Raw genomic sequence first — 16,224 nt, 5'->3', positions numbered from 1 at the left:
TTTGTTTGGGATATATTATCTTTGGGGCAGGTGGACACGGAAAAGTAATACTAGATAACCTGCGATCAAACGGTGATGATATTATTGGGATTATGGATGATCGATGGTCTGAAAAACTGTGGAGGGGGGTTCCGTTTCTTGGCGGTTTGGATCAACTCGACCAGATTATCAGGCAGTATCCAGATTCCTTGTATATTATAGCTATTGGTCAAAATGCTGTGAGAAAAAAAATAGCTACATTGTTTGAACAAAGAAATGTTCGTTTCGGAAAGGCGATACACGCAAGTGCCGTAGTTAGTGGTGATGCACACGTCGGAGAAGGAACCGTAATTATGGCCAACTCAGTAGTCAATGCGGATGCTTTTATAGGAAGACATGCCATTATTAATACGGCAGCGACAGTTGATCATGACTGTAGTATAAAAGATTATGTTCATCTGTCACCAGGTGTTCATTTGGCGGGAGGCGTTGAGATCGGTCCCTCCACACATGTTGGAATTGCAGCATGTTTAATTCCACAAGTTAAGGTTGGAAGAGAAGCTGTGATTGGTGGGGGGGCCTGTGTGATTCGTAATATTCCGGACTACGTTTTGGCAGTTGGCTGTCCAGCTAAAGTGATCAAACAATTCCAATTGAGTAGGGAATGAAAAAACAGATGACTGAACATAAGCGTATTTATTTAGCTTCTCCTCATATGAGCGGTTTGGAACAGAAATATGTTAATGATGCTTTTCTAACAAATTGGGTTGCCCCTCTGGGGCCGAATGTTGATGCTTTTGAGAAGGAAGTGGCCGAGTACGTTGGGAGTGCGGGGGCTGTTGCTTTAAATTCAGGGACGGCGGCAATCCATTTGGCATTGCTGATGTTGAATGTACAAGAAGGCGATATTGTATTTTGCTCTTCATTAACCTTTGTTGCCAGCGCTAACCCTATACTGTATCAAAAGGCGACACCTGTATTTATTGATTCAGAGCCTGAAAGTTTGAACATGTCTTCGTTTGCTTTGGAGCGTGCAATGAAGGAGTACGCAGATAAAGGCAAGAAACCAAAAGCAGTGATCGTTGTCAATTTGTATGGTCAAAGTGCGGACTATGATCCAATTAAGCACATTTGTGATGAATATGAAGTGCCAATCATTGAAGATGCTGCAGAATCCTTGGGAGCTACATATAAGGGGAAAATGAGTGGTACAATTGGGCGATTTGGTATCTTTTCGTTTAATGGAAACAAAATTATTACCACTTCTGGTGGTGGAATGCTGGTTTCAGAGGATCAAGCAGCATTAAATAAAGCTCGTTTTTGGGCGACACAGGCCAGAGATCAAGCTAAGCACTATCAGCACAGTGAGATCGGCTACAATTATCGGCTGAGCAATGTGCTTGCAGGTATTGGGCGAGGGCAGATGGAGGTTCTCGAAGAACGTATTGCACGCAAACGAGAGATCCGTCAGCATTATGCAGACGAGCTGGCAACAATCACTGGTGTGACCATTCTAGGGGAGCAGACCTATGGGCGATCGACCCATTGGCTGACTACGATGCTTCTTGATCCACAGCTGACCGGAGTCAGACCCGAACAGGCCATTAATGTTTTGGATTCCAACAATATTGAATCTCGCCCGATATGGAAACCAATGCATATTCAGCCCATTTTTAAAAATAATGATTACTACTCCCACTTTGAAGGGATGGATGTCGCAGCTACCGTCTTTGAACAGGGGATCTGCCTTCCGTCGGATACGAACATGACGGATGCTGAATTAGAAAAGGTTATTGCATTGTTGCGGCATAGCATAAGCTGAAATGGAAAGATATCAACTTGAAATTTAAGTTGAAATAAATAGGTAGACGGGTGAATAAAGATGAGGACGGATTGTAATATGAAGTGCGACACCTACTGGAAATAAATAAAAAAGGGCCCATGGCCGAATTCGTGTAGAATGAAAGTTCTCACACAACCATTCACACAAGGAGAATCCACCATGAGCTACACACATCTTAGCATAATCGAACGCAGCAAGCTAGAAATCCTCCATCAGCAAGGCAAAAGTTCACGAGCGATTGCCAAGGAGTTGGGTCGGCATCCTTCAACTATTAGCGGTGAGTTGGGACGCACGGCTTCATCGCAACCTTATCAGGCTGACATTGCCCAGAGTGCTTATCAGGAACGCCGCAAGGCTTCGGTCTCTCCCGGTAAATGGTCAGACGTCTGAGCTTCCTTTGCGGAAAAATTGGGGGCAACATGGCCTCCAGAACAAATCACGGAATGGTTCCGCGCCGATGGCCTGCCTGCGGTCTCCTTTAAAACCATCTATCGCTGGATCTACACAGGACGTCTGGTTCAAGGGTACATTACAAGTCTTACGTCACAAAGGGAAGCGTCAGAAACCCGCAGAAAATCGCGGTAAATTCGCCATTGGCAGAACCATTTCAGATCGTCCGAAAGAAAGAAGTCCGTTCCCGTGAAACCTTTGGGCACTGGGAACTGGATACCGTCGTATCGGGCCGTGGGAAAAGTAAAGGTTGCGTAGCCACACTCATTGAACGTAAAACGCGTCTATATACCGCTATTCTCATGCCTGATCGTACGGCATTGTCCATGGAGATCGCGCTTGGTGTAGTCATCTCACAGTACCCCAAAGGGGCCTTCCTCACCGCAACCGCTGACCGTGGGAAGGAGTTTGCTTGCTACGCCAATCTGGAAACGACCCACGGCCTCCATGTTTATTTTGCTGACCCGTATTCATCTTGGCAACGCGGTTCCAACGAAAATGGGAATGGATTACTTCGAGAGTTTCACCCCAAGGGCACCGATTTCGCTCAAGTGGAGGATGAAGATCTAGCCCACTCCCTGGATTTAATCAATCACAGACCAAGAAAATGCTTAGGTTGGAAGACTGCTCACGAATCTTTCATAGAGGAACTGTCGCACTTGACTTGACAATCCGTCTAATTGAAAAATACATATTGGCTTTATATTCCCAGAGCAAGGGGGCAGTTCTCAAACAGCTCAAATACTAATCATTCTAGGCTCCATTGGCAAATCAAGAACAATCGGGGGTTCGAAGGTTCCTGATTCCAAGGGAGATTAACGCTGTTTAAATAACCTAGCTCTACAAAATCCCCCACGATTCCTCAAAACCTTCAATTAATCTACAAAAAATTCCAAGAAAACATTTACGTTTCCAATTGACAATGGATAACTTTGGATGGTATTATCTGAATTGTGGGCAGAGGTTAAGGCCGAAAGCTTCACTTCATTTGATGACGAAGGGAATGTTAGTGCATGCAAGGTAAAGTAAAATGGTTCAACGCAGAAAAAGGTTACGGTTTCATTGAGACTGAAGACGGCGGCGACGTATTCGTACATTTCTCCGCAATTCAATCCGAAGGATTCAAAACTTTGGAAGAAGGTCAATCCGTAGAATTCGACATCGTCGAAGGCGCGCGTGGACCGCAAGCAGCTAACGTAATCAAATTATAATCATCCGGACAATCCGACCTACATATATGGTTAGATGGTTACCAAATTGAATTATCGCTAGCATCAGACTCCGGTAAGTCCCGGGGTCTTTTTTTGTTCTAATAGATTACAGATTTGAGGATCATTCAGACGACATTATTCTAGAGAATTTAATAGATTCTAGAGATAGATTGCAGTTCATTTTACATATTAGATTGAGCTAGCTCAAAATGGGTTAATTACATCATCAAGTGCCTAATAAGACATAGCATGTAAATTTGCGATTATGGCTGAATATGATGAAATATCGCGAAATATGGCGTCATGCCTACGTTGGCAGATGTGGCTAGAACAGATGTCATTATTCGGTCACCGGTAGTTTTTACATCGCGCTTACATTCGTGTTATAATGAAGTGGCAAAGGAAAAAGGAGGAGTGCCCTATGAATTTAAGTATTCGAGGTCAACAAATCGAGGTTACTGATGCTTTGAAGGATTATGTCGACAAAAAGTTGAGTAGACTCGAGAAGTATTTCGATGCACCCCTTAACTCTGACGGTGCTGTTACATTGAGCACGACGAGAGGTTTGCATACGGTAGAGGTGACGATCCCTTTGAAAGGCATTGTGCTCCGCGCTGAGGATGAGAGCGACGATATGTACGCATCCATTGACTCCGTGGTAGACAAGCTGGAACGTCAGATCCGCAAACATAAAACCAAAATTAACCGTAAGTTCCGCCAGGAAGGTAGCCTGAAAACACTCTTCGTTGAAGATCCAACAGGTACTGTAGCTACAGCTGAACTTGATGTGGACACGGATGAAGATGATCTGGAAGTCGTACGGACGAAACGCTTTATGTTGAAACCAATGGACGTGGAAGAGGCCATCCTCCAAATGAACATGGTTGGTCACAATTTCTTCGTATTCTCCAACATTGACAGTGAAGAAGTTAGCGTTGTTTACAAACGGAACGATGGTAAGTACGGATTGATCGAACAAGGTTAATCTTAACGTACAGGATCATCGGATCGAACTTGCATATGAATATCTAATAATAATGAACACAGGGACTGTAGTTTCCTGGATTAGATTTAACAAGAGCTTCCATCCCTTAGGGGATGGGGCTCTTTTGTGCGTAGAGGAGCTGGGAAATAACCTTTGGAAATAAAATGGTGAAACTATTCCCTATGCTGCTGCGTCTAATAGATAGTAAGAAGAAGCACAAACTGTACAAGTTTACTGCCAGATTCAGATGGTTACGAAAATATTCGTACACATGCATTCGAGAATTGTATATTGAATTTCTATCCAAATCTACCAACAAAATTCGTTGACAGGGCCGTCTATCCTGCAAAACGAAACATGACAATCGGACGCTTCCGCTAACGACTATGATTTTTTGCACTTAAACTCGATTTGATATGTCTCAGAAGTTCGAAGAAGTGTGCCGTGGCGTGTTGCGGCGGCCCTTACAAACTGTTACAATTTATGCAAAGAGAATCATTGTCCTGATGGAGAATTGTCAACGAATGATCGCTAATCATATTCAATGACAGGCACAGCACCATGAACATGATTCGCAAGGCTCAGGCTTCGGCTAGTTTTTAATAACCGAAACCGTTTGAATACCGAATCAGCTTCATGAGGAACCCTTGGCAAGCCTGGAGTTGATTCATCCTATATTACTTATTAGCATATGATTTGAATTTGATTTTTACACGGATGACGAAGAGGGCAGAAATGACCTGTAGAAGCGAAGCGTTCGCCTGAAAGCTTTCTGAAAGAAAGCTACATCGGAAGCGTACGCTTTATCACCGGATTTCCACCTCTGAGAAGAGTTAAAAAGAAATCAGGGGATAACAGCGATCGAAAGGACATTCTGGCAGCTGAATTGATAAAGTGTAACCTTCATTAAGCTCAAATTATATTGTTTGTCACCCCGAGGCAAGTGGATGCAACATCCATCCGATGGTGTCGCGTGGCGGCAACAGGGGGTCTATTCTGTTTTGCACGAAAGGGGTATACCATGCTAGGACTTGTCAAAAAGATCTTCGGCGACATGAACGAACGTGATGTTAAACGTCTGATGAAGACGGTCGATGTGATCAATAAACTGGAACCACAATTTCAGGCGTTGTCTGATGAACAACTGAAAGGTAAAACGGACGAATACCGTGCTCGTATTGAAAAGGGAGAAACGACAGATGAACTTCTTCCAGAGGCATTTGCTACCGTACGTGAGGCTTCACGCCGTGTACTGGGCAAACGTCACTACGATGTACAGATGCTGGGCGGTATCGCTCTGCATGAAGGCCGTATTTCCGAGATGAAAACGGGTGAAGGTAAAACACTGGTAGGGACACTTCCGGTATATCTGAACGCATTGATGTCCAAAGGTGTACACGTGGTTACGGTCAATGACTATTTGGCACAGCGGGATAGCCAGGAAATGGGACAAATCTACGAATTCATGGGCATGACGGTAGGGGTTAACCTGAGTGGTATGGACCATGCTTTGAAACAACATGCTTATGCATGTGATATTACGTACGGAACGAACAACGAATTTGGTTTTGACTATCTGCGTGACAACATGGTGCTGTACAAAGAGCAAATGGTACAACGTCCATTGTTCTTCTGTATCATTGATGAAGTAGACTCCATCCTGGTCGATGAGGCGCGTACGCCACTCATTATCTCCGGACAAGCTCAGAAGTCGACGGACATGTACTATGCAGCAGATCGTTTTGTGAAGCGTCTGGTTCCGGAAGAAGACTTTACGGTAGACATCAAGGTGAAATCCGTAGCGTTGACTGAGGCCGGCGTGGCAAAAGCAGAGAAAGCATTCGGTATCGAGAACTTATATGATCATGCGAACGTAACTCTCAACCATCACATTGTACAGGGCTTGAAAGCGAACGTAATCATGCGTCGTGACGTGGATTATGTGGTGAGTGATGAGGAAGTCATGATCGTCGATGAATTCACAGGTCGTCTGATGTCTGGACGTCGTTACAGTGATGGATTGCACCAAGCGATTGAAGCCAAAGAGGGCATTGAAGTACAGAACGAGAGCATGACACTTGCTACAATTACATTCCAGAACTATTTCCGGATGTATCGTAAACTGGCTGGTATGACGGGTACAGCGAAAACCGAGGAAGAAGAGTTCAAAAAAATCTACGGTCTCGAAGTACTGCAAATTCCAACCAACCGTCCGAACAAACGCGATGACATGGCAGATGTCGTGTACAAGAGCATCGATGGCAAGTTCAATGCGGTTGTAGAAGAGATTGTGGCACGCCACAGTAAGAACCAGCCGGTTCTGGTAGGTACAGTATCCATCGAGAACTCGGAGCGCCTGTCTGACATGCTCAAGCGCCGTGGTGTAAAACACCAGGTACTGAACGCCAAGTACCACGCTGAAGAAGCAGAGATCATCACAGGAGCTGGACAAGCGGGTGCAGTAACGATTGCAACCAACATGGCTGGACGGGGTACGGATATTATCTTGGGTGAAGGTGTAGCCGAAGTAGGCGGCCTTCATATTATCGGTACAGAGCGTCACGAATCACGCCGGATTGATAATCAGCTGCGTGGTCGTGCGGGACGTCAAGGTGACCCGGGTTCAACACAATTCTATCTGTCTCTCGGCGATGAATTGATGAGACGTTTCGGTGCAGACAATGTACTGAACATGATGGAGCGCCTTGGTTTTGAAGAAGACCAACCGATCGAGAGCCGGATGATTACCCGTGCAGTAGAATCAGCGCAGAAGCGTGTTGAAGGTAACAACTTTGACGTGCGTAAAGTCGTTCTCCAATATGATGATGTAATGAACCAGCAACGTGAAATTATATATAAACAGCGCCGTGAGGTACTGGAATCCGAGAATATCAAACAGATCGTTATGGATATGATCAAGCCATCCATTGAACGTATCGTTGAAGCACACTGCAGTGACGATATTCCGGAGAACTGGGAGCTGCAGGAAGTTGCCGACTACATGAACAGCAAATTGCTGGATGATGGTTCGATAACCAAAGATGATCTGTGGGGTAAGGAAGCAGAAGAGATTATCGAGTACCTGTTTGAGAAAGTTCAGAACAAGTACAATGCACGTGAAGAGCGAATTGGCGAAGAGATGGTTCGTGAGTTCGAGAAAGTGGTTGTGCTTCGTGCAGTAGACAGCAAGTGGATGGATCATATTGATGCAATGGATCAATTGCGTCAAGGTATCCACCTTCGTGCCTACGGAGGTACAGATCCACTGCGTGAGTACCAGTTCGAAGGCTTCGAGATGTTCCATCAAATGATCGCTTCGATTCAAGAAGAAGTAGCGACTTATGTGATGAGAGCGCAGATCGAGAGCAATCAGGAGCGTCAAGCGGTTGTTGAGGAAAGTCAGATCTCGACAAGCGGTGAGCCTGCTGAGAAACGTCCAGTGAAGGTTTCTGACCAAATCGGACGTAACGATCCATGCCCATGCGGTAGTGGTAAGAAGTTCAAACACTGCCACGGTCAAGAGTAGTTAAAGGTTTTTCTATACACGGGTGACATGAACGGCTCCTCGCAGCCGGGTATTCCATAGGATGAAGTGAAGGATGCAAAACCGGTTAATGGTGCATAGTTATAATAATATGACCATGATCACGTGGAAGAGATATACTGATACAACAGTAGTCTCAACACCAAGGTGACGCATCGGATACTTGATCTGGAGGAATGCCCTGGATGCGGGGAGCTTATCTTAATGAAAAGAGGAATTGCACATGATCGATCCAAACGTGAAGCATGACCTGCGTGAAATAGGCAAGAAACTAACAAACCTTAGGGGGTCTCTTTGACTTAGATCTGAAGCAAGAGATGATCGGCAACTTCGAAGTGAAGATGTCTGCCCCCGATTTCTGGGACGATAGTGACAAGGCGCAATCCGTAATCGCTGAGCTAAATGCGGTGAAGGGATCTGTGGATCAATACACCAAACTTCAGCAGGACTACGATGATGCGGTAATGATGATAGAACTGGCGGATGAAGAAGGCGACGAAGGCCTCGCTACCGAGATCGGTAACAGTATTACAGCGATCGTGAATAAGGTTGCAGAGTTCGAACTTCAGCTTCTGCTGAATCAACCATACGACAAGATGAATGCGATTCTGGAGCTTCACCCGGGTGCGGGTGGTACCGAGTCCCAGGATTGGGGACAGATGCTGCTCCGGATGTACACACGTTGGTCCGAGAAGCGTGGCTTCAAGGTTGAGGTATTGGATTATCTGCCAGGTGATGAGGCTGGGATCAAGAGTGTTACGTTGTCGATCAAGGGACATAACGCTTACGGTTATCTGAAAGCCGAGAAGGGTGTACACCGACTAGTGCGGATCTCTCCTTTTGACTCATCGGGCCGTAGACATACGTCCTTCGTATCCTGTGATGTGGTACCGGAGATTGATGATACGATTGAATTGGACATCCGCACAGAGGATCTCAAGATCGATACGTACCGGGCAAGTGGCGCGGGTGGACAGCATATCAATACCACCGACTCTGCCGTACGGATTACTCACCTTCCGACAGGTGTGGTTGTAACGTGTCAGAATGAACGTTCACAGATCAAGAACCGTGAGCGAGCGATGACGATGCTCCGTTCGAAATTGTATGAGCGTAAAATTGAAGAGCAAAAACAACAGCTGGATGAAATCCGAGGAGATCAATCGGATATTTCATGGGGTAGCCAGATTCGCTCCTATGTGTTCCATCCCTATAGTATGGTAAAGGATCACCGTACAAGTGTAGAGACTGGAAACACAGGAGCAGTAATGGACGGCGACCTCGATGCATTCATCGATGGTTATTTGCGTAGCCAGATTAAAGTAGAAACGGATTAATATAAGTTCCTGTATGGACCCATACGTGTAGGCGTATGCTGGTGTGTACAGGAGCTTTTTTTGAGTTTACAGACAAAAGGAGAGCACGATGACATGCAACAACGATCACAACTTCACAATAACCGCAAAAAGAGGATAACTACCCTCATTCCACTCAATGGCCCATGGAGGAACGTGGTGGATACGGTGTCTATCATTGTAGGCTCGTTTTTAATCGCAGTGGCCTTTAATTTATTTTTATTACCGAATCAGATCGCTTCAGGTGGGGTGTCCGGGTTATCGATCCTGGGCAAAGAGTGGCTCAATCTGGAGCCGGCATACACCCAGTGGGCGATTAACATCCCACTTCTGATCGCGGGTTTCCTGCTCATTGGGAAGCAGTACGGTGTTCGCTCAGTACTGGGCAGTATTGTCCTGCCACTGTTAGTCTATCTCACGAAGGATTGGGCCATTCCAACAACGAATCCGCTTCTTGGTTCACTGTATGGCGGAATTGGCGTTGGTCTGGGAATCGGAATTGTATACCGGGGTAGAGGATCAACAGGGGGCATGAGTATTCTTGCCAGAATCGTGCAGAAGTACAGTGGACTGAGTTACTCTCTATGTGTCGTCATTATGGATGCCACGGTTATTATTATGGCTGCATTTGTTTTGTCATTGGAGCAGTCTCTCTATGCGCTGATTGGGTTGTATGTTACTGGTAAAGTGATCGATGCCGTTGAGATGGGGCTGGGCTTCTCCAAGGTGGCTTATATTATCTCCAACCAGACGGAAGCGATTAGCAAAGTGATTCTGGATGATCTGGATCGCGGATTAACGAAGCTGGAAGCCAAAGGCGGTTACACCGACGATCAACGAACGGTACTGATGGTCGTGGTTGGGCAAAATGAGGTGCCTAGACTCAAAGCGTTGATCCGGTCCGTGGACCCGGGCGCTTTTGTCATTATCAGTAACGCGCACGAAGTGCTCGGCGAAGGTTTTAAGCGGGGAGAACATGTGTGAACAGAGTCTAAAATATGGCGAGTGAGCCATACAAGTTTAATAAAAATGACTTCATCAAAAAAAAAAGCAGGCACACTCTTCTCCGAAATGGCGGAGAGGATGTACCTGTTTTTCTACTATTATTAACTGCTACAAAATCGGAGATAACAGACGGGAAATCGCTTCTTTGAAGCGGATAATTAGACTGCGTTTTTTGTATTCCTCCAGCGTCATCTCCCGCGATACATGCAGGTCATGCTCAAAGGTATGTACAAGTGCTGTCGCAATCGTCTCATCGTACATAAAAGCATTAACCTCAAAGTTCAACCGGAAACTGCGGTAGTCAATATTGGCGGTTCCCACGGATGCAACCAAGCTGTCAATGATAAGTGTTTTGGCATGAATGAAGCCATTATCATATATAAATACTTTGGCGCCAACCTTCAACAACTCACCAATGTAAGATAATGTAGCCCAATATACAAAGGCGTGGTCGGGTTTATTTGGAATCATGATGCGAACATCAATGCCGGACAGACACGCGAGACGAATAGCTTCGAATACACTGGCATCCGGGATAAAATAAGGCGTTTGAATCAGAATCGATTGTTTGGCCCCGTTAATCATCTTGAGATAACTGTTCTTGATATGCTCGGTCTCTGCATCCGGCCCACTGGAGACAATCTGCATGGCAATCTTTCCTGTACCCTCGATATGAGGGAAATGCGCGGGAACATAAGGTGTGTCGTGTTGCTTGGACGCTTCATTCCAATCCAGGAGGAAACGGGTCTGCAGTGCGTGAACGGCATTCCCTTGAATACGCAGGTGTGTGTCACGCCAGTAACCGAATTTCGAGTTTAAGCCAAGATACTCATCTCCAACATTAAACCCGCCCGTGTAGCCAAGGTTACCATCGATGATGACAATCTTCCGGTGGTTCCGGTAGTTCATACGCAAGTTGATCAGACTGAATTTGGATGGGAAAAAGACTTCAACCAAACCGCCTGCTTCACGCAATTCTTTGAAAAAGCGTTTCGATACCCGCCGTGATCCGAGCGCGTCATACAGTAATCGGACTTTGATGCCTTCCCGCGCTTTGCGGATGAGTGCATCCCGAATTCTTTTACCCAGACGGTCGCCTCTATAAATGTAATATTGCACGTGCACGTGATCTTTGGCCGCTTCGATGTCATCCAATAGCCGCTGGAACTTGTCTGTTCCGTCCGTAATGATCTCAACCGCATTATCCTCTGTCAACAGAGCACCGTTCTGCTTCAGGTTCATATAGATCATGTCCTGGCTACTCTCGGTTGCTTGGTTGCGGAAGGGGGTACGGTTATCGTGCAACTGCGTGAGTTGGGCTTCAATACGTTCCTCTAGCCCGAGCTTTTTACGTTCTTTCCATTGGAAAAGCCGGTATCGGGTTAGGTTCTGACCGGTTAAAAGATAAAGTACAAACCCAAACACCGGAATAAAGTTCAAGACGAGCAGCCAAGCCCAGGAAGCGCTGGCATCCTTCCGTTCGAAGAAAACGACTGCTGCCGCAAAAATAATATTCAGGCCCAGGAGCACAATAAGTAAAATGGATTCGATATGCACTATAGTCCCCCACGTCTCATAATGACCATCATGAATCTATTCATATGTCCTTGACTAGCAGGTTAGTTATGAATGAGACCCTGATTGTAATGTTTCCTACTAATACGTATTTTAACAGAAGTATACCTATCCGTCCCGGATGTTAAAAAAAGATATGTTCGGATTGGATGGAAATCCATGTGAAATTGATGATAGAGTGTTGTATTTATATAACCAGAGTCGTATAATAATACACAAATATGCATATAAGCGACGGAATTGCTGTGTTCAAGCCTCATTCAGGCAAGGGCATAGCACAAGTAGCGCATACATCGAGATTGGGGGAGCGAGAGTGAATAACAAATTAAAAGTAGCAATCGTCGGTTCCACCGGCTACGGCGGGGTGGAGCTGATTCGTTTTTTCCAGAACCATCCGCAGGTTGAAATCACATCAGTGATCTCATCATCGAGCAGTGGTGAGTCCATCGCAGATGGGTTTCCGCATTTGACGGACGTGATTCACAGGCCACTCGACGGCGTCGATCCGGCTGAAATTGCGAGTCGTGCGGATCTGGTATTCACAGCGACCCCGTCCGGCGTAAGTGCAAAGCTCGTACCAAGCCTGCTGGCAGCAGGGCTTAAGGTCATTGATTTGTCTGGCGATTTCAGACTCAAGGATGGAACGGTGTACGAAGAGTGGTACAAACATTCGGCGCCTCCAGCTGCTTTGCTGGAACAAGCGGTGTACGGCATGGCTGAGGTGTACGGTGAAAAGGTGAAGGGACAGAATTTCATATCGAACCCAGGCTGTTATCCAACGGCTACACTTCTTGGACTGATCCCTGCAGTAGAGGCAGGCTGGATTGATCCTTCTACTATTATTATTGATGCCAAATCAGGCGTATCCGGAGCGGGACGCGGAACAAGTCTGACAAACCATTATGCAGAGATGAATGAGAATTTCAAAGCTTATAAACTGAACAAACACCAACATATTCCCGAGATCGAACAAGTGCTTGGTGATATAACAGGAACGCCTGTTACGGTTACATTTACAACACATCTGGTGCCAATGACACGTGGAATCATGAGTACGATGTATGCAAACCTCGTTGGGGAACACATTGACCGGGAGATCGTGGATTTGTACCGCAAATATTATGAAAACAAACCTTTCGTACGTGTACGTGAACCGGGCATCTGGCCTTCTACCAAGGAAGTGTACGGATCCAACTATTGTGATATCGGATTTGCGGTAGATCCTCGCACAGGGCGTTTGACGATTATTTCGGTCATTGACAACCTGGTGAAGGGTGCTTCCGGGCAAGCGATTCAAAATATGAACCTGATGATGGGATGGGAGGAGAACCTCGGGCTGAACATGACACCGGTATATCCATAAGGATTGGAATTCAGGAGGAGTACTGGAACATTCGATGTAAAGTGCTTTCTCGGAGTCAACTTAGGGAGATCGGATCAGGTTAGGCAGGCGGATCATCGGCATATAGCTGAACGCATACGGGGGATATGATATGGGAACAAATGTGGAGCAACAGAGTTTTACCGTGGTTGAGAACGGAACAATTGTAACCCCTGGGGGATTCACTGCTGGTGGACTTCACTGCGGATTGAAAAAGACATCTCGCAATGACATCGGAGCGATCCGCTGTGATGTACCAGCTACAGCTGCTGCTGTATACACGACGAACGTGTTTCAAGCTGCACCACTCAAAGTAACGCGCGAAAGCTTAAGCAATGGACGCCTTCAAGCTGTTATCGTTAACAGTGGTAATGCCAATGCATGTACAGGGCAACAAGGGGAAGAAGATGCTTATGCGATGCGTTCCGCCGCTGCGCGTGAGTTGGGTGTGGCAGAAGAGGACGTGGCTGTGGCATCTACAGGTGTCATTGGGGAATTGCTCAAAATGGATGCTGTGCATTCAGGCATTACTGGTCTTCCAGCGCATATGGGCAAGGAGTCTAATGAGGCGGAACAATTTTCACAAGCGATTCTGACAACGGATTTGGTGAAAAAGGAAGCCTGCGTCTCCGTTCTGGTTAACGGCAAGACGGTTACGATTGCGGGAGCCGCCAAAGGCTCGGGTATGATTCATCCGAATATGGCGACAATGCTCGCGTTCATGACCTCTGACGCGGTCATTGGTGCAGAAGCGTTGCAGCGCCTGTTGCGCCAGGCAACGAATCATACATTCAACATGATTACAGTCGATGGGGATACGAGTACAAACGACATGCTGGTAGCCATGTCCAGTGGATATGCAGGCAATGAAGAGCTGACGATGGAGCACCCGGATTGGGAAGCTTTTGCAGCCGGCTTCACCTATGTATGCCAAGTGCTGGCCAAAGCCATTGCTCGTGATGGCGAAGGAGCAACCAAACTGGTCGAGGTAGAAGTTACAGGTGCGGTAAGTGATGAATCCGCGCAAGCAATCGCCAAAACCGTCATCGGGTCCAGTCTGGTGAAATCCGCCATGTTCGGCGCTGACGCCAACTGGGGACGGATTATTGCAGCCGTAGGACGTGCAGGACAGCCAGTGAACCCGGATACGGTGGATATTCGTTTGGGAGATATCTCGGTACTCGCCCAGTCCCGTCCAGTCGTGTTTGACGAAGAAGCGGCATTGGCCTATTTGCAGACCGATACAGTTCGCATCGTGGTGGATCTGCATCACGGCGAAGGAACAGCAACAGCTTGGGGCTGTGACCTGACGTATGACTACGTCCGAATTAACGCGGCATACCGCACGTAATAATTTGTGGTTAGTTTTATTAATCTAGCAGCTTCATGATTGAAAGCTGCTTTGTAATAACATTTAGAACATCTATAAGGATTAAACTTTACGAGTCTGAACATGACGGGGATAGTGAAAAAGTCGGAATCGATTCTGTAGAAGCGAAGCGTGCGCCTAAAAGCTTTCTGAAAGAAAGCTGCGTCGGAAGCATAAGCTGTCTCCGGGTTTCCCCTTTAAAAAAGGGAATCAAAAAACCTGGAGACAACAGCGATCAAAAGAACGATCCGAATTTGTAACGGCTAAACCTGTCTAACATGGATTTATTAAGTGTTAAGCCTTTTAGAATATTTGAACGAAAGGAGTTGCCCTCATGAATTCAACAATGCCAAACGAGAGTACCGCAACGGAAGCGAGCACAGAGAAGCAGATGTTTGTCATGAAATGTGGAGGCAGCACGTTGGCAGCATTGCCCGAGTCTTTCTTTGCGGATCTGCGTGATTTGCAGTCTCAGGGTACGCAGCCAGTCATCGTACATGGTGGAGGTCCTGCGATCTCGGATAACCTGGCGAAGCTCGGTATCGAAACCGAATTCGTTAACGGCCTACGCAAAACGACTGAACCTGTGCTGGACGTAGTGGAGATGGTGCTCGCTGGAAGTATCAACAAACAGATCGTACGCCTGATTCAACGTGTGGGCGGTCATGCACTAGGCTTATCCGGCGTGGACGGTGGTCTGATTCAGGCTAAACCTGTTACAAACCACGCAGAGATCGGTTGGGTAGGCGATGTCACAAGCGTGAATGCAGAAATTATCCAAGGGATTGTAAATATGGGTTACATGCCGGTTATTGCGCCAGTTGGTGTAGATGCAACCGGACAACGCTACAACATTAACGCAGATACAGCTGCAGGTGCAGTGGCGTCTCATCTAGGCGTAAGTCGGATGATCGTCGTGACCGATGTTCCTGGCATCATGAAGAACGTAGCCGGGGAGAAAAAAGTACTACCACTCGTATCTGTACAGGAGATTGAGGACATGATCCAGACCGGAGAAATCTATGGCGGCATGATTCCCAAAGTGCGTGCAGCAATCGCATGTATCCATGGTCAAGTACGTGAGGTCGTCATCGTAGACGGCAGCGAACCTCAAATCCTGAGCCGTGTACTCGGCGGAGAAATCATCGGAACAAGAATTATCCGTATGCAATAATTTTCTCCGTGCGCTAGGGTGTTCATGTTCTGATAGTAAATAAAAAAATGTGCACGGCTTTTTTATTTAAGAAATCTAATATTACACACACAATAACGTAGGGTGCAGAACCAATCTGAAGAATAAAAATGCATAACGGAGAGGACAGAAATAACCTGAAGAAGCGGAGCGTGCGCCTTTATCCCCGGATTTTCCCCTTTAAGGGACAATCAAAAAAATCCGGGGATAACAGCGATCGGAAGGTTGTTCTGTCATCGAAGTGGAGTATGCAGGCGTTCAAAAGATGATTCTGCAATCGGAGTGGTCTAGTGTAAATCAGGGCTCTTATATGATTGCCGTTGCACCAAACAATA

At 46.4% G+C, this 16,224-nt stretch carries 11 protein-coding genes and 1 pseudogene; 11 read left to right on the top strand and 1 reads right to left on the bottom strand.

Annotated features, from left to right (window positions below; genetic code table 11):
• Nucleotides 1–5 precede the first annotated feature (5 nt).
• The 8 genes and pseudogenes from AC1S8V_RS27110 (at nucleotide 6) to AC1S8V_RS27075 (ending at nucleotide 10,351) form a co-directional block, all read left to right on the top strand.
• Nucleotides 6–647, top strand: a complete 642-nt coding sequence (locus AC1S8V_RS27110; protein ID WP_482071453.1) for an acetyltransferase — start codon at nucleotides 6–8, stop codon at nucleotides 645–647.
• Nucleotides 648–655: 8 nt separating this feature from the next.
• A complete protein-coding gene (locus AC1S8V_RS27105) occupies nucleotides 656–1,801 on the top strand; it encodes an aminotransferase class I/II-fold pyridoxal phosphate-dependent enzyme (protein WP_482074594.1) in 1,146 nt (381 codons plus the stop codon).
• A 180-nt stretch (nucleotides 1,802–1,981) separates the two neighbouring features.
• Nucleotides 1,982–2,940: pseudogene (locus AC1S8V_RS27100) on the top strand (IS30 family transposase).
• 345 nt (nucleotides 2,941–3,285) lie between these two features.
• Nucleotides 3,286–3,483: a cold shock domain-containing protein gene (locus tag AC1S8V_RS27095; protein ID WP_024631599.1), complete on the top strand. Its 198-nt coding sequence runs from the start codon at nucleotides 3,286–3,288 to the stop codon at nucleotides 3,481–3,483.
• Nucleotides 3,484–3,904: 421 nt separating this feature from the next.
• Nucleotides 3,905–4,468: a ribosome hibernation-promoting factor, HPF/YfiA family gene (gene hpf / locus AC1S8V_RS27090; RefSeq protein WP_482071452.1), complete on the top strand. Its 564-nt coding sequence runs from the start codon at nucleotides 3,905–3,907 to the stop codon at nucleotides 4,466–4,468.
• Between the two features lie 1,021 nt (nucleotides 4,469–5,489).
• Complete coding sequence (secA, locus tag AC1S8V_RS27085; protein ID WP_482071451.1) at nucleotides 5,490–7,994, top strand: preprotein translocase subunit SecA; 2,505 nt, start codon at nucleotides 5,490–5,492, stop codon at nucleotides 7,992–7,994.
• Nucleotides 7,995–8,235: 241 nt separating this feature from the next.
• Nucleotides 8,236–9,349, top strand: a protein-coding gene (gene prfB, locus AC1S8V_RS27080) for a peptide chain release factor 2 (RefSeq protein WP_482071450.1) whose coding sequence is annotated in 2 segments (ribosomal slippage) — nucleotides 8,236–8,307 and nucleotides 8,309–9,349 — 1,113 coding nt in all. Because the reading frame shifts where the segments join, the coding sequence is not laid out codon by codon here.
• 93 nt (nucleotides 9,350–9,442) lie between these two features.
• Nucleotides 9,443–10,351 carry a YitT family protein gene (locus AC1S8V_RS27075; RefSeq protein ID WP_482071449.1) on the top strand — a complete coding sequence of 303 codons (909 nt, stop codon included), beginning with the start codon at nucleotides 9,443–9,445 and terminating at the stop codon, nucleotides 10,349–10,351.
• Nucleotides 10,352–10,480: 129 nt separating this feature from the next.
• On the opposite strand, the gene cls is transcribed toward AC1S8V_RS27075, so the two are convergent.
• Nucleotides 10,481–11,929 (bottom strand): cardiolipin synthase, encoded by a 1,449-nt coding sequence (gene cls, locus AC1S8V_RS27070; protein ID WP_482071448.1) that lies wholly within the window; start codon nucleotides 11,927–11,929, stop codon nucleotides 10,481–10,483.
• A 331-nt stretch (nucleotides 11,930–12,260) separates the two neighbouring features.
• Between cls and argC the strand changes: the two genes are divergently transcribed.
• The 3 genes from argC to argB all read left to right on the top strand — a co-directional run bounded on the left by argC (nucleotide 12,261) and on the right by argB (nucleotide 15,871).
• On the top strand, nucleotides 12,261–13,310 hold the full coding sequence (gene argC, locus AC1S8V_RS27065) for an N-acetyl-gamma-glutamyl-phosphate reductase (protein ID WP_482071447.1): 1,050 nt from the start codon (nucleotides 12,261–12,263) through the stop codon (nucleotides 13,308–13,310).
• A 130-nt stretch (nucleotides 13,311–13,440) separates the two neighbouring features.
• Nucleotides 13,441–14,679 (top strand): bifunctional glutamate N-acetyltransferase/amino-acid acetyltransferase ArgJ, encoded by a 1,239-nt coding sequence (gene argJ, locus AC1S8V_RS27060; protein ID WP_482071446.1) that lies wholly within the window; start codon nucleotides 13,441–13,443, stop codon nucleotides 14,677–14,679.
• A 352-nt stretch (nucleotides 14,680–15,031) separates the two neighbouring features.
• Complete coding sequence (gene argB / locus AC1S8V_RS27055) at nucleotides 15,032–15,871, top strand: acetylglutamate kinase (protein ID WP_482071445.1); 840 nt, start codon at nucleotides 15,032–15,034, stop codon at nucleotides 15,869–15,871.
• The last annotated feature ends 353 nt before the right edge of the window (nucleotides 15,872–16,224 follow it).

It is taken from the genome of Paenibacillus sp. B46(2026) (assembly GCF_056786355.1).
The sequence above is the reverse complement of the archived record's forward strand: the minus strand, read 5'-3'. Positions and strand labels throughout refer to the sequence as shown.